We start from the raw sequence: 22,371 nt of genomic DNA on the forward strand, positions 1-22,371 counted from the left end.
ATCAGCGTCACAAAAGGGGCAGCCGTGGACGAGTTCGCCCGTGGCTGCCCCCAATTTCAGGCGAGCGCGAGCACGGGGACTGGTGCGGCGGCAATCGGCTGCGCGGCCGGAGCAGCAGATGCATCGGTGAACTGTCGCATCGTCTCAGCCAGATGCATCTGCTTGGTCACGAATTCGTGCACATGGCAGATGTAGTCGTTCTCGCGACCGAGTTTGGCGATGTAGCCGTTGATGTAGTCGATCTCGGTGTTGCGGCCCTTCGAGAAGTCCTGGTACATGGACGGGTAGTGCAGCGGATTCGCAATGCGGCTGACGTAGTCGATCGATTCGACCTCCTCCTGCCGGGTCGAGATGAGCTGGATGCCGGCGCGCTCGCAAGCATCGTAGGCTTCGTCCAGCATCATCCGCGATAGTTCAGGCACGCCTTCATAGACGGCGAACTGGCCCATCTGCACGCGGAACATCGTGCACAGCGTGTTGACCACCGCGTTGAAGACCACCTTGGCCATGAGCGTGCCCATGAAGTTGTCGGTGAGCACCGGATTGAGATTGGCGGTGCGGAAGTCAGCCTCCATTTTCCGGGTGGTGTCGTCGGCTTGCTCGGTACGATTGCACATGTGCATTTCGCCGGCGCCGGACTTGCCGATGAAGTCGACGTCGCCGGGGCCGTTGAGCACGGTGGCAATCATGGCGGTCCCGCCCACGATATGCTGGTCGGGGAAGTGCTGCTGCAGCTTTTCGATATGCCCCATGCCGTTCATGGCGCTGAAGACATACTGGCCCGGGTGGAACAGGTGGGCGCAGCGCTGCAGCATATCGGCCAGCTGCATCTGCTTCATAAAGACGATCCACGCATCCGGTTCGCCGTGGTACTCCTCAGGCGTATATATATTGACGGGGACGAGGTGGCGGTTCTCGTGATCGCGGGAGACGTAGACGCCGCCCTGCTCGCGCACCGCGTCTATGTTGGGCTGCCAAGCGTCGATGAAGTCGACGTCAAGCCCGGCCACCTCCTGCAGCAAAACTCCGTAGCGGTATCCCATGGCTCCTGCGCCGATGACTGTGTATTTCATAAGATGCTCCATTCTGATGTCTGATGGTTAAGCGGGCGCGGAACTCCTGCATCGACGCACTCGCAGTAATAGGGAATAATGATTGACTTAGCGATCGGCCGGAATATGGCCGAGCCTCGTTCGCTGGATTGCCGTGGAGAATCCCCTCTTGGGTTCCAGTCCGGTGAGGGTCGCAGGACGGCGGCGATGGCCTTGTGAGCACGCGCCTTACGCTAGCACCGTGACCAGACGCTGAAACCGAAAATATCCCGTTCCTGTGTACCTATCCAAACGCGGACGCGAAGAGCCTCCCCGCCCCAATGTGACGAATGGGTTATGCGAACGAGCGATTTGGAAACATAAGCTCACTAGACTCTAGTCTAGATTACGTTCCACAAGCGGCCGCGTATTTCGGCTGTGCAGTCGCAGGGCTGCTCGACGCAATCGGTGAAGCAATTCACGCAGGCAATCCGCAAAGACAATCCAATAACGCAATTGAGTGACACAGCTGATCGGTCCGATCGATCTGCACAACCGCGTCATCCGCGATACGCCCGCCGCCGTTGCGACGGCTGGGTGCGAAAGGAGCACAGGATGAAACTATCCGACACCGGCTTGAGTGAGCAGGAGCTCAAGGACATGGCGAAGACCTACATGATCGAGACCTACGAGCGCTACGATTTCGTGGCCGAGCGGGCCGAGGGCATGTACCTCTACGATCCGCAGGGCAACGCGTACCTTGACTTCTACGGCGGCATCGCGGTGAACAACGCGGGCAACTGCAATCCGAAAGTCGTCGCGGCCCTGCGTGAGCAGGTGGGCGACATCATGCACACCTTCAACTACCCGTACACGATTCCGCAGGTGCTGCTCGCCAAGCAGGTGTGCGAGGCCTCGGGCTTCGACAAGATCTTCTTCCAGAATTCCGGCACCGAGGCGAACGAGGTGGCCATCAAGCTGGCCCGCAAATACGGCATCGACCATTTCGGCAAGCATAAGTTCGAGATTCTTTCTGCGCTCAACTCCTTCCACGGCCGCACCTTCGGCTCGCTGGCGGCCACCGGCCAGCCCGGGTCGCTCGCGCAGGACGGCTTCGGCCAGATGACGCCGGGATTCACCTATGCCAAGTTCAACGATCTGGAGGATTTCAAGGCGAATGTCACCGAGAACACCATCGCCATCATGATCGAGCCGGTGCAGGGCGAGGGCGGCGTGAACCCGGCGACGCCGGAGTTCATCGAAGGCCTGCGGGCGCTGTGCGACGAGAAGGACATACTGCTCATCTTCGATGAGGTGCAGACCGGATGGGGCCGCACCGGCTCGATCTTCGCCTGGCAGGGCTACGGCGTCAAGCCGGACATTCTCACTATGGCCAAGGGGCTCGGCGGTGGCGTGCCGATCGGCGCGATGGTCACGACCGATGCCATCGCCGCAGCGCTGACCCCGGGCACCCACGGCAGCACCTTCGGCGGCTCGCCCATGTGCACGGCCGCGGCACTGGCCGAGACCAGCGAAATCATCGAGCGCAATCTGCCGGCGAACGCCAAGACGCTGGGCGAGTACATGATCGAGCGCGGCCGCGAACTGCCGCATATCAAGGAGTCGCGCGGGCGCGGCCTGCTGGTCGGCTTCGAATTCGACAGCACCGTCAACGCCGTGGACATCAAGCACGCGGCGCTCAAGCGCGGCCTGCTGACCACCGCCATCGGCGATTCGATCATCCGCTGCATCCCGCCGCTGATCGTCACCAAGCAGCAGGTGGACGAGGCCATCGGCATCCTCGTCGACGCGGTGAATGCCGTCGCGGCGGGGGAGGAGTGAGCGCGAGCCTTGCGAGGTGTCCTTTGACGTAGAAATAGAGAGATGTAGCGCACGGCTGCATCGATCGATTGATTGAATGAATAAACGCTCGTCAAAGGCGTGTAAAGGAGCTTGGGCGCGGCGACTGCGCAATGCGGTCGCCGCGCCCAAGCTCCTTTTATGTTGAAAATAGAATCAAGTATATTACGCAGTTTACACCGTAGTAAAAAAGTAATACGAAGTTTTCCGGGCAGTAATGCGGATGATGCTCTTGAGCAGTACGTTATTCATCAAACAGAAAGGTATCTGGCTTCAGTTCTGTGACTTCCCATTCCAAGATCTTATGACTACTCACCATATCTCAAGTCAAAAAAGGAAAGATGACATGGCAAACACGACAAAGAATCACATGACAAAGAATCGCCTAAATTCAACATTTGTATTTTTGTTTAGCGTAGTTGTCACCATAGTTCTTTTGGTGGCGGGCTGTGGCACTCCCCCCCCCCCCCCCCCCCAGCTCTTCAGCTGGTTCTGAGCATCTAACAATTAAAGTTGGGGCGCTTGATACCTATCCGCCCATGTCCTTCCAGCAAAATGGGAAATTAACCGGTTTCGAAGTCGATCTGCTAGACGCCATATGCAAAGACCAGAATATGACGGCGAAGTATCAGGTCATGAAATTCGATGGACTTATTCCAGCGCTTCAATCAAAACAAGTGGACGTGGCGCTGACGATTCTTAAAAAGCCAGAGAGAACAAAGATTGTTGACTTCTCTGATGTTTATATGACCAGCGGCCTTGTTGTTACGGTGAAGAAAAGCAGCGGCATCAATTCGTTCAGTGATTTGCGCGGCAAAAAATCGTCGGCACCCAAGGGTCGTCGACCTATACGATGGCGCAAACGCTGGCAGGCAAATACGGCGCAACCGCATCGCCTCTTACCGATACGAACTCGCTGTATATGGCCGTCGAGAGCGGGACCGCAGATGCTTTGGTCATGAATTCTCCAACCAATGATTACCGGCTGCAGCAAAGCGGCGGGCAGGATCTCAAGGCGGTTGGCGACAAGCTTTCAACCGATGAAAGCTCCTATGCGGTCACCAAGGGCAATGCAGAGGTGCTGAAAAGAATCAACAAGGGTTTGAAGGACACCAAGGATTCTGGAAAATTTAAGGAATTGCACGCCAAGTGGTTCGGCAAGTAAATCGGCGAAATCTCATGAGCCGCAAATTCTGTCTGATTCCAGCAAAGGTGGGCATCCATGAATATTATATTTGAATTATTGAGAGACACTTTTCCATTGCTTATGCATGGATTGTATTTCACCTTGCTGGTATCAATCGTCTCGAATGTCATCGGCCTGATCCTGGGCTTGATTTTCGGACTTATGCAAGTGTCGAAATTGGCTATTCTTAAGGTAATCTCGACGGTGTACGTTGACGTTATTCAAGGTACGCCGCTGCTGATTCAATTGCTGTTCGTCTATTTCGGCATCCCTATGGCGTCGCATATCTCGATGACGCCGCTAATTGCCGGGTTCATAGCGATGAGCATCAATACCGGCGCATATATGACCGAAATCTTCCGGGCGGGAATCAATTCAATCGACACAGGTCAAACCGAGGCAGGCCGTTCTTTGGGATTGCCCTATGGAAAAACCATGCAGCTTGTCATACTGCCGCAGGCGGTAAGGCAGATGATACCGCCTTTCGTGAATCAGATCACCCACGAGATCAAAGATACTTCGCTCTTGTCCGTTATCGGAGTCGCGGAACTGACCATGACCGCGCAATCGATATATGCGCAGAATTTCAGGGCATTTGAAATGCTGTTCATTGTCGCGATGATCTATTTGATTGTCATTTATTTGTTCAGAACGCTAGCGAAGGTTCTTGAAAGGAAGCTGTCAAATTGACCGAGCAGATCATCGATATAAAGAGCCTGAACAAGTTTTTCCGAAAAACGCAAGTGCTGACGGACATCAATCTGTCGATTCAGCCCGGAGAGGTCGTTGCAATAATCGGGCCGTCCGGTGCCGGGAAATCGACATTGCTGCGGTGCATTAACTTTTTGGAAGAACCGAGCTCCGGGAATGTATATTTCATGGGCAAGGAAGTGCAGCAGAAATCGTCTGAACTCGATACATTGTGTCGGGACATCGGCATGGTGTTTCAGAATTTCAATTTATTCCCGCATTACTCGGTGTTGAAGAACATAACGCTTGTGCCTGTCGCGCTGGGTCTGCTGAGCAAAACCGAAGCGAATGAAACCGCGGTTCGGCTTCTCGAACGTGTCGGTTTGGGTGATAAGAAGGATGCCCATCCGCAGTCTCTCTCCGGAGGGCAAAAGCAACGTGTGGCTATCGCTCGCGCGCTCGCCATGAATCCGAAGGTAATGCTATTCGACGAGCCGACATCCGCGTTGGACCCGGAAATGGTAGGCGAGGTGCTTGCGGTCATGAAGCAGCTTGCCGTGGATGGCATGACGATGGTGATTGTCACTCATGAAATGGCTTTTGCCAGGGAAGTAGCCGATCGCGTTGTTTACATGGAGTCAGGAAATCTGGTGGAGGTTTCCGATGCGGCGGGCTTCTTCGCTCAACCCAAGACCGATAGCGCCAAACGTTTTCTGTCACGTGTGCTGTAGACAACTCGGCAACATGGCGCAGATCGATTGCGTTTCGTGAAGCCGTTAACCGTTTTTTGCACAATACATATTCATACCTAGATAAAGGATGGAACATATACCATGTTGGACGAATACAAGGGAATAACGACAGCGCTGACCACCCCCTTTGCCGAAGACGGCTCGGTAGACGCTGAGGCGTTCGAGCGCCAGATAGAATTCCAGATTCAATCCGGTGTATCTGCGCTGCTCGTATCGGGCGGAACGGGCGAGTACGTAGGCATGTCGGCTGACCAGCGGGTAGAAGCCATTGCTTGCGCTCATCGCGTTGCCGCTGGGCGAGTTCCGGTTATGGCGGGTGTCTTGGAAGCCGGTTTCAGCGATGCGATTCAGGAAGGGCTTCGGGCAAAGGACGCAGGAGCCGATTCCTTGCTGGTTATCACTCCCTACTATACGGTTTGCAGCCAGGAGAACCTGTTCGAGTATTATGCCGAATACAGCAAGCAACTTGATATGCCGATTTTCCTTTATGACATCCCGTATAAGACGTATATCCAGCTGAGTCCTGCGGTTGCCGAAAAACTTGTTGACCAATGCCCTCATATCGTAGGCATCAAAGAGTGCACGTCGGATCTGAGCATAGCTGTTGACACGCTCAACAGGCTGCATGGAAAATCCATCTTCCTGAGCGGCGAAGAGTTTCTCGTTCCTGCTGAGCTTATGCTCGGTGCGGATGGCGCGGTCATGGCTTCGGCCAATGTGGTGCCTCAGGTATGGGTTGATCTGTACCAATCAATAGCTGGGGGTGATTATCAACAGGCAAGGTCGAATTTCGCCGGTTATTTCCAGCTGTTCAAGCATATATTCCAAGAGCCGAATCCTGTGCCCTTGAAGTATCTCATGCAGCAATTGGGCACTGATTCGGGGCGTATGTCATTCCCCTTGGGGAAGCCTTCGGATGCCCTGCAGCAGCTGCTCAAGGACGATATACAGCGGCTCGGTCTGTAGCAGGCAGTTTTGCACGGGTTTCAATTTCGTGCATGGCAACAATCACGCATTTCAGCAGGGTGCTCACTTATGTATTGCCGAAAGGTTGGGAATGAAGAAGTCAAGTGAATATCGGATCGTCAAACCTTCGCCACAGGTTTATCTCAGTGGGCCGGGGGTGATTTCCGAGGTTCCTAGGCTGCTGGGTGAGAACACATTCCGCAACCGCATTCTTGTGCATGGCGGCAAAGGGTATGACGCGGTTCGACAACAGCTTAATCAATGGAATTGCGATTTTGTCGATGAGTTTATATTCAGAGGCGAATGCTCCATGTCAGAGATCAAGCGGCTTCAGGATGCCATATCGAATGCGCATGCGGATGTCGTGGTCGGGGTTGGCGGAGGAAAGATCATGGACTGCGTGAAGACCGCATGCTTCCTCTCGAACATTCCGGAAGTGCTTGTGCCGACTTCGCCCTCGAATTGCGCCAGCTGCTCGGGCCATTCCGTGATTTATACGGAAGACGGCGTCTGGGAAAGCAACATCTCCTATACCGATACTCCTTATGCGGTCATCGTGGATACGAATGTCATGGCCGCCGCTCCTCGACTGCTGCTGCTCGCCGGTTTCGCCGACACGCTTTCGAAGTGGTACGAAGGCCAGATTGGGCTGTCATCAGACGAGGCATGTGATTTGGCATTGGACTTCGCCAGAGAATCTGCAGCAGTATGCGGTCCTCAACTGGTCGAACGATTCGAAAAACTCTCGGCTGATTTCGATGGAAGCGATGTAGGTTTCCGTGCAGTCGTCGACACTATTTTTCTTGCTGCGGGGCTGGTCGGCGGCATCGGCGGAAAGTACGCTCCTTCGGCGGCCGCGCATGCATTCTATAATGCGGTGACTTCTGTTCCTTCGAGTCATGCGCTTCCGCATGGCATTCATGTGGCCTTCGGGTTGCTGTTCCAGCTTGAATTGTGCAAAGCGGAACAAGAATCCGTGCAATTGGCGCAGGTGTTCTCCCGCATTGGGATGCCGATAGGACTGGGGAGTTTGGGCATTGGCGCGGGGAAGCCCGTCTCGATAGAGGATTTCGCTGAGAAAATCTGTTCGGTTCATCCGCTGATCGATAATGTGGGATTCAAGGTTTCACCAGCCGATGTCGCCGAGGCGCTGATTGCCGCTGATGAGCTTATCGCGGAGCCGTTGTCCGTTTAGATAAAGTGCGCTAGGGCAGTATAGCAGGGGATTGAAATGAAGTAGCACCTGAACCGAGTTCGAAGGAGCTTGGGCGAGGCGATCACATGAAGTAGTCGCCTCGCCCAAGCTCCTTTTGCGTTGTGCGGCGGATGTGGCTCACACTTTTTGGCCTGACATCGCACGCTCAAAACCGGGCACACCATACACGCCTTTTGCTTTCCCAATGTGGTGGGCATGTGTCGGTCGTGTAAAAACTAGACTACGAACTAAACCATAGTTCACTTTTGTTTTACGTCGTCGCAAACAATGAAGTGAATAACTCCTCTATTACTTAGTGACAAGAACATCAACAACATACCGTTCGAACGGCGTTGCGAGGAGTTTGCAGCAGGTGGTGCCCGGTGAATTCAGCGTGGCCTGAGCACGATCCGCGCAGCAGATTGCAGCCGTGGGCGGGGGCGGGAGGAAGGCGGCCTGGCGCTTGGGCGACTAGGCCGCAGCCAATGCGCGGCGGCGCCACTGCCGCTCATTCGTTGAAACTGTAAAGCTTAAAGTTAAGGAGAGCTTATGGAACCGGTTCTTGTGGTTCTGCGCGGCTTGCCGCTGACGCTGCTCATCACCATAGTGTCCTTCGCCATCGGCGCGGTGCTCGGCATTCCGCTGGTGCTCGGGCTGCGCACGGTCGTCGCCCCTGTCCGATGGCTATCCCGTCTGGCTGTGGATCTGCTCAGAGGCGTGCCGATGATCGTGTGGCTGTTCGTCCTCAAATTCGGTCTCTCCACGCCTGCATTCCGGCTCAGCTCGCTGGAGGCGGCGATATTCGGGCTTGGACTTATTTCCGCTGGGTATTTGGCCGAGATTTATCGCGGCGGTATCCAATCGGTGCCGCGCGGCCAATTCGAAGCCTCGCAAGCCTTGGGAATAGCCGGTCCGATATCGTTCCTGCGCATCATCGCGCCGCAGGCCGCGCGCATCGTCAGCCCATCAATCGCCACCTATCTGATCGGCCTGCTCAAGAACTCATCTATCGCCTCCACCATCGTGGTCAGCGAAATGGTGTTCCAGGCGCAGTCCTACGCGAGGCAGAATCCGACCATCGCAGGCATTCTGCCGTATGCGATCGCTGGCCTGCTCTACATCGTGCTGAGCGTGCCGGTGGCGATGTTCTCAAGAATCCTGGATGAGCGTCTCCGTAAGGCGGTGATCTGATGCAAACACCATTGCTCACCTCGTGGGGCCAGTACCTTCCCCCGCTGCTTTCCGGACTCGTGCAGAGCGTGTGGCTGGCGGTGGCGGCCATCGTAATCGGTTTGCCGCTCGCCTTCCTGTTCTGCACGATGGTGATGTCCAAGAACCGCCTGATCGGCGCGTTGGGATTGGTCATCGTCGAAATCGGCCGTGGCATGCCTGCGCTGGTCATTTTGTACCTGGTCTATTACGGTTTGCCGCGCTTCGGCATCAGCTTGGCCAATGTGGCTGCGGCCATCATCGCGCTCGCGTGGAACTACTCCTGCTACTGTTCGGAGATCATTCGTGCCGGCATCCAGTCTGTGCCGCGCGGCCAGCTCGAAGCGGGTGATGCGCTCGGCTTGGATTCCCGGGTCACTTTCCTTCGGGTCATCGTGCCGCAAGGCCTTCGCTCCGCGATTCCCGGCCTGCTTGGGCAGTCGATCCTGGTGTTCCAGGACACGTCGCTGGCTTATACCATCGCCGTGCCTGAGCTGATGAAGCAGGCATATTCGCTGGGCGGCGAGAACTACCAGTACCTGCGGGTGTTCGTGCTGACCGGCTTGGTATATGCGGCCGTGACTCTGCCCGCCACTTGGATCACCGTGTGGATGGAGAGGAGACTCGGCAAGTCCTATTAACCCGCGATTCGCGGCTGCCCGCGGCGCTCTTTGGAGGCGGGCGGGCTCGGTTGCGACAGCATCCGACATATAACGCATATCATCTAACGCATATCAACGCATATCATCTAACGCATATCAACGCATAAGTCCATGGTGGCGGAACCCGCGATTCCGCCTCGATGGGCGATGCAGACGGCAAGCAACACACAGCAAACAGAAAGAAGTGCACCATGAACCACTCTCGAATCGCCAAGGGAATCGCCCTCGCTTGCGCCGCAATCATGTCCTTCGGGACCTTGTCGGCCTGCGGGGGATCGTCGTCAGGCTCCAGCTCCGACTCCTCGGTCACTACGGTGGCCTCAGGCAAACTCACTGTCGGCGTCATCGACATCCCCCCCTTCTCCAGCTATAACGGCGGCGATCCCAAGGGCATCGACGTTGAAATCATCAAGAAGATTGCCAAGGACAACAATCTGACGCCGGTATGGCAGCAGGCCACCTACGCCGATGCGGTGCAGTCGATTTCCAGCGGCATCATCGACGTGGCGATCGGCACCATCGACGCGACCGCGAAGCGCAAGCAGGCAGTCGATTTCTCGGCCTCCACCTACCTGGACGGCTTGGGCATCGCCGCGAAGGCCTCGAAGAACGTCACCACCATCGCCGGTTTGGAAAAGCTCGGCTCGGTCGGCACGGTCGACGGGTATCTGTGGGTCGAAGACCTGCGCACGATACTGGGCGGCAAGCTCAAGACCTACCCGAGCTCGGTGGAGCTGAAGGCCGACTTCGATGCCGGGCGACTCGACGCGGCCATTGACGCATACGGCGTGCAGGTGCCGCAGTTCAAGGCCGACTCTTCGATCAAGGTGGCGCTGGCCAACGAGCATCCGGACAAGCGCGTGCGCTCCACCGTGCAGGCTCCAGAGGCGGCCTTCCCCTTCACCAAGGGCAATGATTCGCTAGGCAAGGCGCTTAACGATGGCATCAAGTCGATGCGCGCCGATGGCTCCATCAAGAAGCTCATCACCGACGCAGGGCTGTCCGAGGGGCTGGCCAAGGTGGCCGACAAGCAGTACGTCGTGCCGTTGAACTGACGTCAGCGACGCCTGCAATCCGCCGCCCGGCCTTGCCTCGCATGGTAGTCGGGCGGCGCGGGGGCGCGCTATACGCGTCGCAGCCGGGCAAATACAATCGAAGGAGAATGATGACCGCAGAACAGAAGCCAGCCAGCGACTACATGCTGGAGCTTGGCGCGATAACGAAATCTTATGGTGGCAACACGATACTCCACGGCGTCTCGCTCCGCGTCGCGCGCGGCGAAGTCTGCTCCATCATCGGCCCTTCGGGAGCCGGAAAATCAACGCTGCTCAGGTGCATCAACCTGATCGAGCAGCCTGATTCGGGCAATATGCTGATGGACGGGCATTACTTCGACCTCTCCCAGAAGCTGGGCAAATCCGACCTCATGGCGCTGCGCCGCAAATGCGGCATGGTGTTCCAGTCCTTCAACCTCTTCCCGCATATGACCGTGCTGCAGAACATCACCTTCCCGCAGCGCCATGTGCTCGGCAAGGACGAGGACTCCGCCAGAGAGTCGGCGCTGGCGCTGCTCGACCGCGTCGGGCTGAAGAACAAGGCCGATTCGCATCCCGGGCAGCTCTCCGGCGGGCAGCAGCAGCGCGTCGCGATCGCCCGTGCGCTGGCGTTGGAACCGCAGCTCATGCTGTTCGACGAGCCGACGTCCGCCCTCGACCCCGAGCTGGCGCATGAGGTGCTTGAGGTGATGCGCGAGCTGGCCGAAAGCGGCATGACCATGGTCGTGGTGACTCACGCGATGAACTTCGCCCGCACGGTTGGCAGCCATCTGGTCGTGATGGCCGATGGCGCGATCCTTGAGGAAGGAGTGCCGGAAGAGATCATGTCGAACCCCTCGAAGGAGCGCACCAGGCAGTTCCTCAGCGTTGTGGAACACTGAGCGTTATGGGGTGCTGAGGGTTTGATGCTGGAGGCCGACGTAATCGAGAGGTCACGTCGGCCTCCAGCGTTGTTATGAGAGACCAGTGTGTTGACTGGTATGGAAAGAAAAAGAGGGTCCAACGCATCGGACCCTCCCAGGTGTCACGCGAAGGCTTCCGCCGCAATTACTTGTCAACCGTAACATGGTGTTTGTTTATGACTGAGGTTCCTGAAAAAATGACTGATATCTCGGTCGTGTCGGCAGTTCGAAGTCACGCCACGGATGGCTGATTCTGGGCGAGGTTCAGGACCTTGTCTATGCGCTGATTGACAGAGTCGAAGCGCTGGCTGACGGCATCGAAGCGGCGATTGACGGAGTCGAAGCGCTGATTGACAACGTCGAAACGGTGATTGATGTCGATGAACTCGTCGCTGAATTTAGCATCCAGGGCTCGAATCTCGCTGCTGTTCTCGTCGATGCGTTTGCCGAGATTGTCTTCGAGGCTGTCGATGCGTATATTCGTGTCATCGATGCGCCTGGCAAGGCTTCGGTTGCCGGTCAGGACAATCCTAGCCAGTGCCGCGCCGATGGCGAGGATTGCCGCGAGAGTGGGAATGCTACTGATGATAAGCGTGTTCATGGCCAGGTTCCTTTCGTATGCCTCCAAGCATAGGTGGTTGCTGCTACCTACGCTATCGGCCGGGTTCTCAGGCGTGCAAGCGAAACAGGGCTATGTGGTCGAACGCTTAGGCCTCCGGCGTGTCGTGGATAATACAGTGTGGATAACTCAACGCGCTATAGCTGTTGCGTCCTTCTTTATATAAAGTCCGACCTCTGTGGAAGGAAAGGAAGTAGAAGCCGGGTTCCCTGTGTATCACGGGGTCTGCTCCCGAGACCGGCCGCGTCGAAGACGCGCCGTCGGCAGTGGCACTGCAGCGGGAATCTGCGAGGAGCGAGTTTGAAGAAATTGTGGTGCGGCTGCTCAGGCAGAACGACTCTATCGCCAGCAGCCAGCTTGCGCAGGCTGCGGATGTCACCTCGCGCACGGCGCTGCGCCACCTGACGGGTATGGTCAGGCAAAGGAAACTGGTAGCAAGTGGGCAAAACTGCAGCCGAGTCCACACATTGCGGTCGTAGACCATGCGGATCAATCCGCGGCTGCACTCGTTGTTCAGTTCCTTATAACCCAGTCTTTCGATGCTTTCGTGTTACGTCGTCTTAACACGAAAGTATAAGCCGCGAAACACGGCGATCGTATCTTATAACTAGAACGCATTCTAGAACACGGAACAAAACAGAATTCGGCAATCGTATTCCAAGAAAGGGGACGCCATGGTTCGCAAGCATTGCATCGTCAAGGCCGAGAGTCTCTTCGCGCAGCAGAGTCAGTACGTCAGCAGCGTAGTGCCGTACGATAGCGCCGCTGCGCTCAGCAGCGATGCCGCTCCTGCCGCACGGCTAATCCCTGACGACCCGCAGGCCGATGCGCTGAGTCTTATCCGTGAGGCTGGGCTGGTTGGCATGGGCGGCGCGGGATTCCCCACGTGGAAAAAGCTCGAATTCGGCAAAGGCACTTCGGTCGTCATCGCGAATGCGGCGGAGTGCGAGCCACTGCTGGCGCATAATATTGCGCGGCTCGAAACCGACGCCGAGCGCATCGTTTCCGGGCTGATGATCGCCATGCGCATCGTCGGAGCGAGCAAGGGAATCGTGGCCATCAAGGCGAAGAACGCCGCAGCTGTTGCTTCGTTGCAGTCGGCGTTGCAGACCGCAGTGCAGTCAGCAACGCACTCGGCGCTTGAGACAGCACAGGGAAACCTCGACCTGTCCGTGTTCTTTCTGCAGGATCGTTACCCCGCGGGCGATGAACGCGCCATCGTGCGCGACGTGCTCGGCACGCTGATTGCGCCTACGTCGATTCCGGGCGAGGCCGGGGCAGTGGTCATCAACGTGGAAACGCTGCTGCGCGTGCATGAGGCCGTGGTGGATCGCAAGCCGGTCACCGCCAAGGACATCACGGTGGCGGGCCTGATCGACGGCAGCGGCTACGAGCGCGACACCAGCATCGTGGTGTATGACGTGCCAATCGGCATCAGCCTGCGCGAAGTGCTTGCGGCTCTGAACATTGCCGAGCCGGGGCCGGATGCGCAGCTGCTCACCGGCGGCCCGTACATGGGCAATGCGGCGCAGCTGGACGACACCATCACCGCGACCTGCGGCGGCATCATGATCGCCGGCCCGGAAATCCCGGATCCCGGCCCGGTCGGCATCATCGTATGCGCGTGCGGGGCCAGCGATGAGCGGCTCAAGTCCATCGTCGCGGCCGAAGGCGCGAGCCTCGCCGGCATCGAATTGTGCAAGAACGCCGTGCGGCTGCCCAACGGGCGGCTCAAATGCGCCAATCCCGGCATCTGCCCGGGCCAGGCGCAGGCGGTCTTGGCCTTGAAGAAGCAGGGAGCGACCGGCTTGCTGATCGGCCACTGCACCGACTGCAGCAACACGGTCATGCAGATCGCTCCCAAGCTTGGCATGCGCGTGCACCACGCCACGGATGCCTACCTGCGGGCGGGCGACGAGCATCTGGTGCGATCCTTCCGCAAAACCGAGCCGGTAACGGCACGCGGGTGACCTGCTCGGTGAGCGCCTGCGCAACCAGTGATCCAGCGATTTTGTAACCAGAATCAACCAATATTTGCAACCAATATATGCAACCAATATCCAGTCAGTTTGTAGCCAGTGGTGTTAAGAAAGGAAGAGACGAATGTCACTCTCACTCAACGAGCTTGAGGTCCATATGGCCGATCCGGCGGTGCTGTGCTGCCGACGCCCGGCAGGAACCGTCCTGAGCGCGCAGGATTTCGAGGACCCGACGATCTTCGACGATATGGTCGAATCGAATCTCATGACCCTGAACGATGACGGGCTCACCATCGGCCAGGCACTGGGCGGCACGCTCAAGTCCGACGGCGAAGCGCTGACGCAGCTGACCGCCGATCTGGTGGAAGGCAGCGCGACAGCGGCGCCGAGCGAACCGGAGGCATCGGCTGAGGCCAGTGCCGATGCCGTTTCTGCCGGCGCTACGCCGGTGGTTCCTGCCACGCCTGCTGTACCCGCTCCTCCACTTGCCGCACTTGCCGGTGCTCCGGCTGATACGCCGAGCGGATACATCCACCTGCACCTCGACAAGGCTGAAGGGCTTGACCTCGTCTTCCCGGCTGGTGCGGGCCTCTCTGCAAACATCGCGCAGACCGCAACTGCCACGCCTGCCGCCGCCTATGCGCTGGACGCTGCCGAATCCGAACCCGCCCCCGAAGAGCGCGTCATGCGCACGCTGGTCAAGAAGGACTATCCCGTTTCCAGCGTCGTCATCGGGCAGACGACCTCCTACGCCGACGGCGTGCTGAGCATCGATGGCGCGCTGATCGAGGCCGCTGAACAGGCCGATCCGCTGGTCAAAAAAGTCACGATGGATGTAATCGCGCCCGAGGATCGCCATGTGTACTCCAACACGATTATGGACGTGATTCCCATCGCCGCCAAGGCCGAGGGCTCGCTGGGCGAGGGCGTCACCAACGTGCTCTCCGGCGCGGTCTTCGTGCTCACCGGCATGGACGAAGCCGGCGTGCAAATTCATGAATTCGGCTCCTGCGAGGGCTTCCTAGACGAGAAGATCCGCTACGGCCGCCCCGGCTGCCCAGACGAGGGCGACATCATGATTCGCGTGGACGTGCAGATCGAGCAGGGCACTGGTATGGAGCGCCGCGGCCCCTTCGCCGCGCACAGCGCATGCGACGCCATCGTGCACGCCATCCGCGAGCAGATCAAAGATCTTTCCGAGCAGACTCCGATCGCGCAGGAGACCTTCAAGGACGTGCGCCGCAAGGACCGACCGCGCGTGGTGCTGGTCAAGGAGATCATGGGCCAGGGCGCGATGCACGACAACCTGCTCGTCCCGACCGAGCCGTGCGGCGTGCAGGGCGGCGAGAAGAACGTCGACATGGGCAACGTGCCGGTCGTGCTCAGCCCCAACGAAGTGCTCGACGGCGGCATCCATGCGCTCGCCTGCATCGGGCCGGCCACCAAGGAAATCACGCGGCACTTCTTCCGCGAGCCGCTGGTCGAGGCGCTGCAGACCGATGAGGAGCTGGACCTGACCGGCGTGGTCTTCATCGGCTCCCCGCAGGTCAACGACGAGAAGAGCTTCGTCTCAGGCCGGCTCGGCTCGCTGATCGAGGCGATGGAGGTCGACGGCGCGATCATCACCACCGAGGGCTTCGGCAACAACCACATCGACTTCTCGGAGAACATCGCGGCCATCGGCTCGCGCGGCGTGCCGGTTGTGGGCGTCACCTTCGCGGCCTACCAGGGCCAGCTCGTCGTGGGCAACAAATACATGGACGCCATGATCGAGCTGAACAAGGACCCGGGCGGCTTCGAGAACGAGATCCTCGCCGACAACACGCTCACCGAGGATGACGCCGAACGCGCGATTCTCATGCTCAAGACCAAGATGGCCGGCATCCCCATCGCCGCGCCGGAACGCAAGTGGGACGAGAGCGTGATCGAGGCCAATCAGGCGCTGGTCTGAACGGCTGGTCGCCGCCTCTTTCACTGCCAACTGCTCACTGCCCAATATCAACCACCAACCACCAAGGAGGAAGCCAGCATGAACATCGAGCTGCGACCCGTGCTGCTGCACGGCGTCATCAAGGAGATCACCGAAGTCGGCGTGCGCATCGGCGTCAACGGCCGCATGGGCGTGCTGTCCCTTCCTCTGCGCAGCATCTACACCGACAAGCCGCTGGCGCTGGGGCAGGAATGCGAGTTCTACCTCAGCTACGTCAATGTGCTGTAATGCGAGCCGTATTACAGTCCGCAACACGGCACCTGCAAAGTCTGCCAATTCCAGACATATCAATTTCGTCAATCAATCGTCTATTAGTCGTCTATTAATGTAGTAAGGAGCGCATCATGCCAACACTGACAACCGCACCAGGGCTTCGATCGGAGATCTTCGTGCCCATCACGCCCGCGCCCGTCTGGACGCCGATCACCAAGCCGCTCAGCGAATGCACCGTCGCCTTCATCACCTCCGGCGGCATCCACAAGAAGACGCAGACGCCGTTCAACACGGCCGGAGATTACACCTTCCGCGAAATACCGAGCGATACGCCGAGCGACGAGCTGATGGTCACCCACGGCGGCTTCGACAACTCGGACATCAACAAGGACATCAACGCCATGCTGCCCATCGACCGCCTGCGCGAGCTGCGCGACGAGGGCGTTATCGGCGGTCTGGTCGACACCTTCTTCGGGTTCATGGGAGGCGGCGGCAACGTCGATAAGTTCCGCAACGAAACCGGCCCGGAGATCGCCAAGCAGCTGAAGGCCGAGGGCGCGGACATCGTGCTCGCCACCGGCGGCTGCGGGACATGCCATCGTTCCGCGACCATCGTGCTGCGGGCCTGCGAGGCGCAGGGCATGAGCACCTGCCTCATCGCCGCGCTTCCGCCAATCGCCCGGCAGCAAGGTGCGCCGCGCATCACAGCGCCGCATGTGCCGATCGGGTCGAACGCCGGCGAGCCGAACAACAAGGAGATGCAGACCGGCATCCTCAGGGACACGCTCGACGCCGTCGAGAGCTTCGACCACTTCGGGCAATTGAAGATGCTGCCGTACGAGTACCGCCACAATGTGTGAGATCGCAATGCGTGAGATCGCAACGCGCGAGCCGGCATCGCGCGAACCGGCATCGCGCGAACCGGCATCGTGCGAGGCGGCAATGGGTGAGACGGCAATGTGTGATGTTGCTCTCTTCCACGTGCCGGCGGCAAGGCCGAGATCAGGGCTGCGCTGCAGAGCCAGCCCTGCCGCCAGCTCTCATTAGCCTGTTGTCAGCGGCCTTCTGTCAGTGTCCCGCTAGCCTCGCCAGTCTTGGACGATACCAAGGCGCGGCAGGATATGGTAACTTCCGCCATTCGCCTTCTGAGCTATAGTGCTTAAGGACTTATGTCGACTGGTGGGAGCCATGTATGCAGCGCGATGCAAGAGCGGATATCATCCACGCCTCGTGGGAGCTATTTCGAGCCAAGGGCTTCGAGAGAACCACGGTGGATGAAATCATCGAACGTGCGGGCATAGCGAAGGGAACGTTCTACCACCATTTTCAGGGCAAGGCGATGCTGTTGGGCACGCTGAGCGACGTGCTCGACGACAAGTACCGCGAACTTGAAGGGGAACTGTCGACCGATCTCAGCATCGTTGAGCAGATCAAGACGCTGAACGTGCAGCTGTTCACCTTCATCGAGCAGAACGTGCCCGTTGATCTGCTGCGGGCCCAGCTCGCCTCGCAGCTCAACCCGCGCGGCGACCGGTCGCTGATGGACCAGGAGCGGTACTACTTCGCCATCCACCGCAAGCTCGTGGCGGAAGGGCAGGACAAGGGCGAGATAACCCGCTCGACATCCGTGCACGACATCGTCCGCTTCTATGCGATGGCCGAGCGCTCCATGCTCTATGACTGGTGCCTGTACCAGGGCGCCCAGCCTCTCGTCGGGGAACCCACCAGAATCGTGGCCGGGGTGCTCGACTTATTTGTGATACAGCCGTAAATCCGGGCTATCTCCTCGCTGCGGGGTGGGCGCCTGGACGCTGCCACCCGCATGTTCGCATTGCCTTGGCCTTGTTTGGCTTTGGCCGGTCGGCGGCACGCGCAACCGGCATCCGAGGCATCCTGAGGAGGAGCCATGACGACGACAAGCACCATTCCATCTGTTTCAACTGTTGTACCCGTTTCGTCCGTGCAATCCGCGGCAGCGGTTCAGCGCGGCTCGTTTTATAACGCGACGGGGTCTGCGGCCCTCTCCCTGCTTGAGAACAAGTCGCTCGCGGGGCGGCCGCGCATCGTCACAGTCGAATCGCATACGCAGGGCGAGCCGACGCGCATCGTCGTGGGCGGGCTGCCGGAGCTGCACGAGGCGAACGCCATCGCCACGAGGAACCGCTTCGAAGAGGAGTGCGATTCGATTCGCCGGCTGCTCATGCTGGAGCCGCGCGGGCATCGCGATATGTTCGGAGCCTTCCTCTTCCCGCCCACGCGCCCGGACGCCGATCTGGGCGTCGTGTATTCGCACAGCGAAGGCTTCTCGAACATGTGCGGCCACGGGTCGATAGGCGTGGGCACGTTTGCGGTTGAATCCGGCCTCGTGACCGGCAAATACGACTCGTTCGCCGAGATTCGCAACGACGACATCGATGTGCGCCTCGATACGCCGGCCGGGCTGGTGACCGTCTGCGTGCATGTGCGCGAAGGCAAGGTGACCGGGGCGACGCTGACCAACGTGCCCTCCTTCGTGGCGCTGCGCGATGTGACTTTGGAACTCGATGTGCCCGGCGTGCCAGAGGTCAGGACGACCATCGCCTTCGGCGGCAACTTCTTCGCACTGGTCGACGCGGACGCCTTGGGTCTGGACATCACGCTGGCGAACTCGCGCAAAGTGGCGGATCTGGGCATGGCGATCTTGGCTGCAGCGCGCGAGCAATGCGAGGTGAAGCATCCGCTGGTCGACATCTCCGGCGTGGACCTGGTCGAATTCGGCAGCGTCTCGCCCAACAAGCAGCATTATTACCGCAACGGCGTGGTGTTCGGCGAGCTGCAGGTCGACCGTTCGCCCTGCGGCACGGGAACCAGCGCGAAACTGGCCACGCTTGTGGACTCCGGTGCCATCGACTTCGGCGAACGCGGCGTGTTCTCCTCGATCACCGGCTCGACCTTCCTCGGCGAGCCGGTCAAGCGCACCGCAGTCGCCCAATACGACGCGGTCATCCCGCGCATCACCGGCAAGGCCTACACCACCGGCGTCAGCACCTACGTCCTCGACGAGGACGACATCTACCCCGAAGGCTTCCTGGTGTAGGCGGTTGGGTTTTTCATGAGGACTCATCGGGGCACATACGCAACGTGGGTCTGCTCGCGCAATGAAGAGCGAGCAGACCCACGTTGTGTCATTCGCGGCGCAAGTCAGTGCCGCTCCTACAATCCCGCCTCCTACAGTCCCAGCCCTACAGTTCCTGCTCGGTGCGGGCGATGATCTCGTCCTGCAGGGCCTTGTCGAGGTTGTTGAAGTAGTCGCTGTAACCGGCCACGCGCACGATGAGATCCGTGTAGTCCTCCGGATGCAGCTGGGCGTCGAGCAGCGTGGCGCGATCGATCACGTTGAACTGCAAATGGTGGCCGTCCATCGCGAAGTAGGTGCGAATCAGCGCGGACATGCCGAGGATGCCCTTCTTGCCGGCCACTACCGAAGGCGTGAACTTCTGGTTGAGCAGCGCGCCGCCGGTTTTGAGCTGATTGAGCTTCGCGGCCGAGCGGATCACCGCGGTCGGGCCTCGGCGGTCGGCGCCCTTTTCGGGCGAGATGCCGTCGGGGAGTGGAATGCCTGCGTGGCGGCCGTTCGGCGAGGCGATCATCGTCTGGCCGAAGTACACGTGGCAGGTCGTGGGCAGGAATTCGACGATCGTCTTGGAGCCTTTCGGCGTGGGCCGCCCGGCCACGATACTCTGCAGGCTGCGGTCCACGCTGCGCAGAATATCGTCCGCGTACTCGTCGTCGTTGCCGTATTTCGGCGTCTGATTGAACGCCAGCTCGTGCAGCTCGTCGTAGCCGTCGAAGTCGGCCTCGCAGGCGTCAATCACCTGGGTCATGGTCGCCGCGCCGCTATCGAACACCTGCTTTTTGAACACCGCCAAGGAGTCGGTGACCGTCGCGATGCCGACGCATTGGATGTAGCTGGTGTTGTATCGTGCGCCGCCGCAGTTGTAGTCCCTCGCGGAGGCGATGCAGTCGTCGGTGATCACGGACAGCAGCGGGACGGGCATCGTGTCCATGAACAGCCGCTCGATCAGGTTGTTGCCGGCCACCTTGACGTCGACCACATAGCGCAGCTCGCGTTCGAAGGCGTCGTAGAGCTGCTGGTAACCGCTGAATTCGCGCGGATCGCCCACATCGATGCCGATTTGCTTGCCGCTGTAATGGTCGTATCCGCGCGTCATGACCAGTTCCAGCGCCTTCGGCACATTGAGATAGCCGGTGAGCACGTAGGCTTCCTTGCCGGCGGTTCCCGTCTCCACGCAACCTGAGGCGATGCCGGATTCGCGGGCGTCTTCCAGCGACTTGCCCATCGTGAGCAGCTCCTGGATGAGGGCTTCGGAATTGTAGAACGCCGGCTGGCCCCAGCCCTTGCGCGAGACCTCGCAGGCCTTGTGCAGGAAGTGCTCCGGGCTTTTGCGCGATATCTGCACGTTGGAGCTGGGCTGCAGCAGCTTCATCTCGTCCATAGTGTCGAGAATCAGGTAGCTGACCTCCGATACGCCGCTGGTGCCGTCGGGCCGCAACGCGCCGGTGTTGATATTGCAGAAATCGGTGTAGGTCGCGGATTCCTTGAGCGTGATGCCGACCTTCGGCGGCGCGGGCTGGTTGTTGAACTTCACCCACAGGCATTCCAGCAGCTCCTGCGCGGCGTCGCGGGTGAGCGAGCCGTTGGTGATTTCGGCCTTGTAGAACGGTTCGAGATGCTGGTCGAGCTTGCCGGGGGAGTAGGAGTCCCAGTTGTTCATCTCGCTGGTGACGCCCACATGCGTGAACCAGTACATCTGCAGCGCCTGGCGGAAGGTGCGCGGCGCGTGGGCGGGAACCACGTCGCACACCGCTGCGATGTCGAGCAGTTCGGTGGCGCGTTGCGGGTCGGCATCGGCGCATTCGGCAGCCGTGCTGCGCGCCAGTTCGGCGTAGCGCTGGCCCAGAATCAGCATGCCTTCGCACACCAGCCGCATGCCTTCGAGCTCGTCGCGTTTGGCGCCGGCCTGCATATCACTGTTGAAATCGAGCTGGCTCAAGCGTGCGTCGATATCGTCGATGAAGTCCAAGTAGCCCTTGCCGTAGATCTTGCCGTCGGCCACGGTGTGGCCCGGACCGCGCTGCGCCATGAATTCGGTGAACATGCCGCCGTCGAACAGCAGATGCCACTGCTCGGGCAGCTTCGCGAGCATCTTCGTCATGGTCGCGCGCTCGTACCAGAACGGGATGATGATGTCGCGCTGCGTCTCCTTATCCTGCGCGGTGACGGAGAACGAAACATGTTCGCGATTGTTCATATTGTCGAAATCGGTCAAGGTGTGGCAGCACAGCTCGGGGAAGGTCGGCGCGGACTGCGGGCCGACGCCCTTCTCGCCGACGATCAGCTCGTCGTTGCCCAAGTACAGCGTGCGCCGCTGCATCAGGGTTTTGAAGAACAGCCCGCGCAGGACGGGCGCGGGAACCTTGCCCTCGTAGCGCTGATAGACCTCGGTTTCGATAAGCGCGCGTTCCAGCGAGATTGAGGGATGCGTGGATTCGCTCAGCTGCCGCAGCCGCTTGGTGCGCGGGGTGGAGCCACGCTCGTAGCGGCCGGATTCACTGGGTTCTGTGCTGGCTGTTGTGACGGATGCGGCGCTGGATTCCTTTGGTTTTCTGGTTGCGATGAATGGTGCTGGTGCTGTTTGCGTAGCGGTCATGATTGCCTCGTTTAGTGAATTCTATAGTTGCGATGTGGCGCGTGGTGACGATTGTTTGATGGAAATGCTGAAGCGCATGCAGCGTGGTGACAATGGCGATAGCGGCGGCGATGACATAACGGTGATGTTGTGCTGTCGATGTTGCGTATGCCATGTATGAGAACGATGCTGCATGCGGCCAGTTGTCACGGTTTCCAATATAAGAAAACGTATGCAGAGGTCAGTGAAAGTCAACAGTCGATAGAAGCTCTTGCGACTGACCTAGGCGGCTGGCCGGCGATTGGTGTGCACAGGCGGAGGCAAGCAGCACGCCTGCGCACAGAAGAGAGTCTCAGCGTCTGCTGATGGTCT

At 59.2% G+C, this 22,371-nt stretch carries 22 protein-coding genes; 17 read left to right on the forward strand and 5 right to left on the reverse strand.

Going from position 1 to position 22,371, the window contains the following annotated elements:
* Window positions 1-56 precede the first annotated feature (56 nt).
* The gene (locus tag BISU_RS07090; protein WP_024464162.1) at window positions 57-1,073 is read right to left on the reverse strand and encodes a ketopantoate reductase family protein; all 1,017 of its coding nucleotides are present in this window, start codon (window positions 1,071-1,073) and stop codon (window positions 57-59) included.
* A 573-nt stretch (window positions 1,074-1,646) separates the two neighbouring features.
* Here BISU_RS07090 and BISU_RS07095 point away from each other — a divergent pair.
* The 11 genes from BISU_RS07095 to BISU_RS07140 all read left to right on the forward strand — a co-directional run bounded on the left by BISU_RS07095 (window position 1,647) and on the right by BISU_RS07140 (window position 11,487).
* On the forward strand, window positions 1,647-2,873 hold the full coding sequence (locus BISU_RS07095; protein ID WP_024464161.1) for an aspartate aminotransferase family protein: 1,227 nt from the start codon (window positions 1,647-1,649) through the stop codon (window positions 2,871-2,873).
* Between the two features lie 467 nt (window positions 2,874-3,340).
* Window positions 3,341-3,853, forward strand: a complete 513-nt coding sequence (locus BISU_RS13345; protein ID WP_267881522.1) for a transporter substrate-binding domain-containing protein — start codon at window positions 3,341-3,343, stop codon at window positions 3,851-3,853.
* On the forward strand, window positions 3,745-4,056 hold the full coding sequence (locus tag BISU_RS13350) for a transporter substrate-binding domain-containing protein (protein ID WP_051246226.1): 312 nt from the start codon (window positions 3,745-3,747) through the stop codon (window positions 4,054-4,056). Before BISU_RS13345 ends, BISU_RS13350 begins: the two co-directional genes overlap by 109 nt.
* 57 nt (window positions 4,057-4,113) lie before the next feature.
* Window positions 4,114-4,767 (forward strand): amino acid ABC transporter permease, encoded by a 654-nt coding sequence (locus BISU_RS07105; protein ID WP_024464160.1) that lies wholly within the window; start codon window positions 4,114-4,116, stop codon window positions 4,765-4,767.
* Window positions 4,764-5,498 (forward strand): amino acid ABC transporter ATP-binding protein, encoded by a 735-nt coding sequence (locus tag BISU_RS07110; protein ID WP_275039969.1) that lies wholly within the window; start codon window positions 4,764-4,766, stop codon window positions 5,496-5,498. Before BISU_RS07105 ends, BISU_RS07110 begins: the two co-directional genes overlap by 4 nt.
* Before the next feature lie 102 nt (window positions 5,499-5,600).
* Window positions 5,601-6,485: a 4-hydroxy-tetrahydrodipicolinate synthase gene (gene dapA, locus BISU_RS07115; protein ID WP_024464158.1), complete on the forward strand. Its 885-nt coding sequence runs from the start codon at window positions 5,601-5,603 to the stop codon at window positions 6,483-6,485.
* 91 nt (window positions 6,486-6,576) lie between these two features.
* Window positions 6,577-7,680 (forward strand): iron-containing alcohol dehydrogenase, encoded by a 1,104-nt coding sequence (locus BISU_RS07120; RefSeq protein WP_161787737.1) that lies wholly within the window; start codon window positions 6,577-6,579, stop codon window positions 7,678-7,680.
* A gap of 549 nt (window positions 7,681-8,229) precedes the next feature.
* Window positions 8,230-8,871, forward strand: coding sequence for an amino acid ABC transporter permease (locus BISU_RS07125; RefSeq protein ID WP_024464156.1), 642 nt, complete (start codon window positions 8,230-8,232; stop codon window positions 8,869-8,871).
* Complete coding sequence (locus BISU_RS07130) at window positions 8,871-9,530, forward strand: amino acid ABC transporter permease (RefSeq protein ID WP_024464155.1); 660 nt, start codon at window positions 8,871-8,873, stop codon at window positions 9,528-9,530. Before BISU_RS07125 ends, BISU_RS07130 begins: the two co-directional genes overlap by 1 nt.
* Window positions 9,531-9,742: 212 nt before the next feature.
* Window positions 9,743-10,606 carry a substrate-binding periplasmic protein gene (locus tag BISU_RS07135; RefSeq protein WP_024464154.1) on the forward strand — a complete coding sequence of 288 codons (864 nt, stop codon included), beginning with the start codon at window positions 9,743-9,745 and terminating at the stop codon, window positions 10,604-10,606.
* A 110-nt stretch (window positions 10,607-10,716) separates the two neighbouring features.
* Complete coding sequence (locus tag BISU_RS07140; protein ID WP_024464153.1) at window positions 10,717-11,487, forward strand: amino acid ABC transporter ATP-binding protein; 771 nt, start codon at window positions 10,717-10,719, stop codon at window positions 11,485-11,487.
* 253 nt (window positions 11,488-11,740) lie between these two features.
* Here BISU_RS07140 and BISU_RS07145 read toward each other — a convergent pair whose 3' ends face one another.
* Window positions 11,741-12,109: a hypothetical protein gene (locus BISU_RS07145; RefSeq protein ID WP_024464152.1), complete on the reverse strand. Its 369-nt coding sequence runs from the start codon at window positions 12,107-12,109 to the stop codon at window positions 11,741-11,743.
* Between the two features lie 692 nt (window positions 12,110-12,801).
* Between BISU_RS07145 and BISU_RS07150 the strand changes: the two genes are divergently transcribed.
* The 4 genes from BISU_RS07150 to prdB all read left to right on the forward strand — a co-directional run bounded on the left by BISU_RS07150 (window position 12,802) and on the right by prdB (window position 17,169).
* Window positions 12,802-14,097, forward strand: a complete 1,296-nt coding sequence (locus tag BISU_RS07150; protein ID WP_024464151.1) for an NADH dehydrogenase — start codon at window positions 12,802-12,804, stop codon at window positions 14,095-14,097.
* 133 nt (window positions 14,098-14,230) lie between these two features.
* Entirely contained in the window at window positions 14,231-16,057 is a 1,827-nt protein-coding gene (gene prdA / locus BISU_RS07155) for a D-proline reductase (dithiol) proprotein PrdA (RefSeq protein ID WP_024464150.1), read from the forward strand.
* A gap of 78 nt (window positions 16,058-16,135) precedes the next feature.
* On the forward strand, window positions 16,136-16,324 hold the full coding sequence (locus tag BISU_RS07160; protein WP_024464149.1) for a CBO2463/CBO2479 domain-containing protein: 189 nt from the start codon (window positions 16,136-16,138) through the stop codon (window positions 16,322-16,324).
* Window positions 16,325-16,440: 116 nt separating this feature from the next.
* Window positions 16,441-17,169, forward strand: coding sequence for a D-proline reductase (dithiol) protein PrdB (gene prdB, locus BISU_RS07165; RefSeq protein ID WP_024464148.1), 729 nt, complete (start codon window positions 16,441-16,443; stop codon window positions 17,167-17,169).
* On the opposite strand, the gene BISU_RS13550 is transcribed toward prdB, so the two are convergent.
* Window positions 17,084-17,290, reverse strand: a complete 207-nt coding sequence (locus tag BISU_RS13550) for a pentapeptide repeat-containing protein (protein WP_081672781.1) — start codon at window positions 17,288-17,290, stop codon at window positions 17,084-17,086. The two genes, prdB and BISU_RS13550, sit on opposite strands and share 86 nt — an antisense overlap.
* 211 nt (window positions 17,291-17,501) lie before the next feature.
* On the opposite strand from BISU_RS13550, the gene BISU_RS07170 reads away from it, so the two are divergent.
* Window positions 17,502-18,080 carry a TetR/AcrR family transcriptional regulator gene (locus tag BISU_RS07170; protein WP_024464147.1) on the forward strand — a complete coding sequence of 193 codons (579 nt, stop codon included), beginning with the start codon at window positions 17,502-17,504 and terminating at the stop codon, window positions 18,078-18,080.
* 135 nt (window positions 18,081-18,215) lie between these two features.
* Complete coding sequence (locus BISU_RS07175; RefSeq protein ID WP_024464146.1) at window positions 18,216-19,385, forward strand: proline racemase family protein; 1,170 nt, start codon at window positions 18,216-18,218, stop codon at window positions 19,383-19,385.
* Window positions 19,386-19,530: 145 nt separating this feature from the next.
* On the opposite strand, the gene hypD is transcribed toward BISU_RS07175, so the two are convergent.
* Entirely contained in the window at window positions 19,531-22,020 is a 2,490-nt protein-coding gene (gene hypD, locus BISU_RS07180; RefSeq protein WP_024464145.1) for a trans-4-hydroxy-L-proline dehydratase, read from the reverse strand.
* Window positions 21,920-22,174 (reverse strand): hypothetical protein, encoded by a 255-nt coding sequence (locus tag BISU_RS12805; protein ID WP_152599121.1) that lies wholly within the window; start codon window positions 22,172-22,174, stop codon window positions 21,920-21,922. Before BISU_RS12805 ends, hypD begins: the two co-directional genes overlap by 101 nt.
* Window positions 22,175-22,371: the final 197 nt, after the last annotated feature.

Source organism: Bifidobacterium subtile (assembly GCF_000741775.1).
GTDB classification, from domain to species: domain Bacteria; phylum Actinomycetota; class Actinomycetes; order Actinomycetales; family Bifidobacteriaceae; genus Bifidobacterium; species Bifidobacterium subtile.

Excerpts from the sequence above, each read along its gene's own strand:
- BISU_RS07090 (WP_024464162.1), bottom strand. The coding sequence starts at position 1,073 with ATGAAATACACAGTCATCGGCGCAGGAGCCATGGGATACCGCTACGGA.
- BISU_RS07095 (WP_024464161.1), top strand. The coding sequence starts at position 1,647 with ATGAAACTATCCGACACCGGCTTGAGTGAGCAGGAGCTCAAGGACATG.
- BISU_RS13350 (WP_051246226.1), top strand. The coding sequence starts at position 3,745 with ATGGCGCAAACGCTGGCAGGCAAATACGGCGCAACCGCATCGCCTCTT.
- BISU_RS07105 (WP_024464160.1), top strand. The coding sequence starts at position 4,114 with ATGAATATTATATTTGAATTATTGAGAGACACTTTTCCATTGCTTATG.
- dapA (WP_024464158.1), top strand. The coding sequence starts at position 5,601 with ATGTTGGACGAATACAAGGGAATAACGACAGCGCTGACCACCCCCTTT.
- BISU_RS07120 (WP_161787737.1), top strand. The coding sequence starts at position 6,577 with ATGAAGAAGTCAAGTGAATATCGGATCGTCAAACCTTCGCCACAGGTT.
- BISU_RS07125 (WP_024464156.1), top strand. The coding sequence starts at position 8,230 with ATGGAACCGGTTCTTGTGGTTCTGCGCGGCTTGCCGCTGACGCTGCTC.
- BISU_RS07130 (WP_024464155.1), top strand. The coding sequence starts at position 8,871 with ATGCAAACACCATTGCTCACCTCGTGGGGCCAGTACCTTCCCCCGCTG.
- BISU_RS07135 (WP_024464154.1), top strand. The coding sequence starts at position 9,743 with ATGAACCACTCTCGAATCGCCAAGGGAATCGCCCTCGCTTGCGCCGCA.
- BISU_RS07140 (WP_024464153.1), top strand. The coding sequence starts at position 10,717 with ATGACCGCAGAACAGAAGCCAGCCAGCGACTACATGCTGGAGCTTGGC.
- BISU_RS07145 (WP_024464152.1), bottom strand. The coding sequence starts at position 12,109 with ATGAACACGCTTATCATCAGTAGCATTCCCACTCTCGCGGCAATCCTC.
- BISU_RS07150 (WP_024464151.1), top strand. The coding sequence starts at position 12,802 with ATGGTTCGCAAGCATTGCATCGTCAAGGCCGAGAGTCTCTTCGCGCAG.
- prdA (WP_024464150.1), top strand. The coding sequence starts at position 14,231 with ATGTCACTCTCACTCAACGAGCTTGAGGTCCATATGGCCGATCCGGCG.
- BISU_RS07160 (WP_024464149.1), top strand. The coding sequence starts at position 16,136 with ATGAACATCGAGCTGCGACCCGTGCTGCTGCACGGCGTCATCAAGGAG.
- prdB (WP_024464148.1), top strand. The coding sequence starts at position 16,441 with ATGCCAACACTGACAACCGCACCAGGGCTTCGATCGGAGATCTTCGTG.
- BISU_RS07170 (WP_024464147.1), top strand. The coding sequence starts at position 17,502 with ATGCAGCGCGATGCAAGAGCGGATATCATCCACGCCTCGTGGGAGCTA.
- BISU_RS07175 (WP_024464146.1), top strand. The coding sequence starts at position 18,216 with ATGACGACGACAAGCACCATTCCATCTGTTTCAACTGTTGTACCCGTT.
- hypD (WP_024464145.1), bottom strand. The coding sequence starts at position 22,020 with ATGACCGCTACGCAAACAGCACCAGCACCATTCATCGCAACCAGAAAA.
- BISU_RS12805 (WP_152599121.1), bottom strand. The coding sequence starts at position 22,174 with ATGGCATACGCAACATCGACAGCACAACATCACCGTTATGTCATCGCC.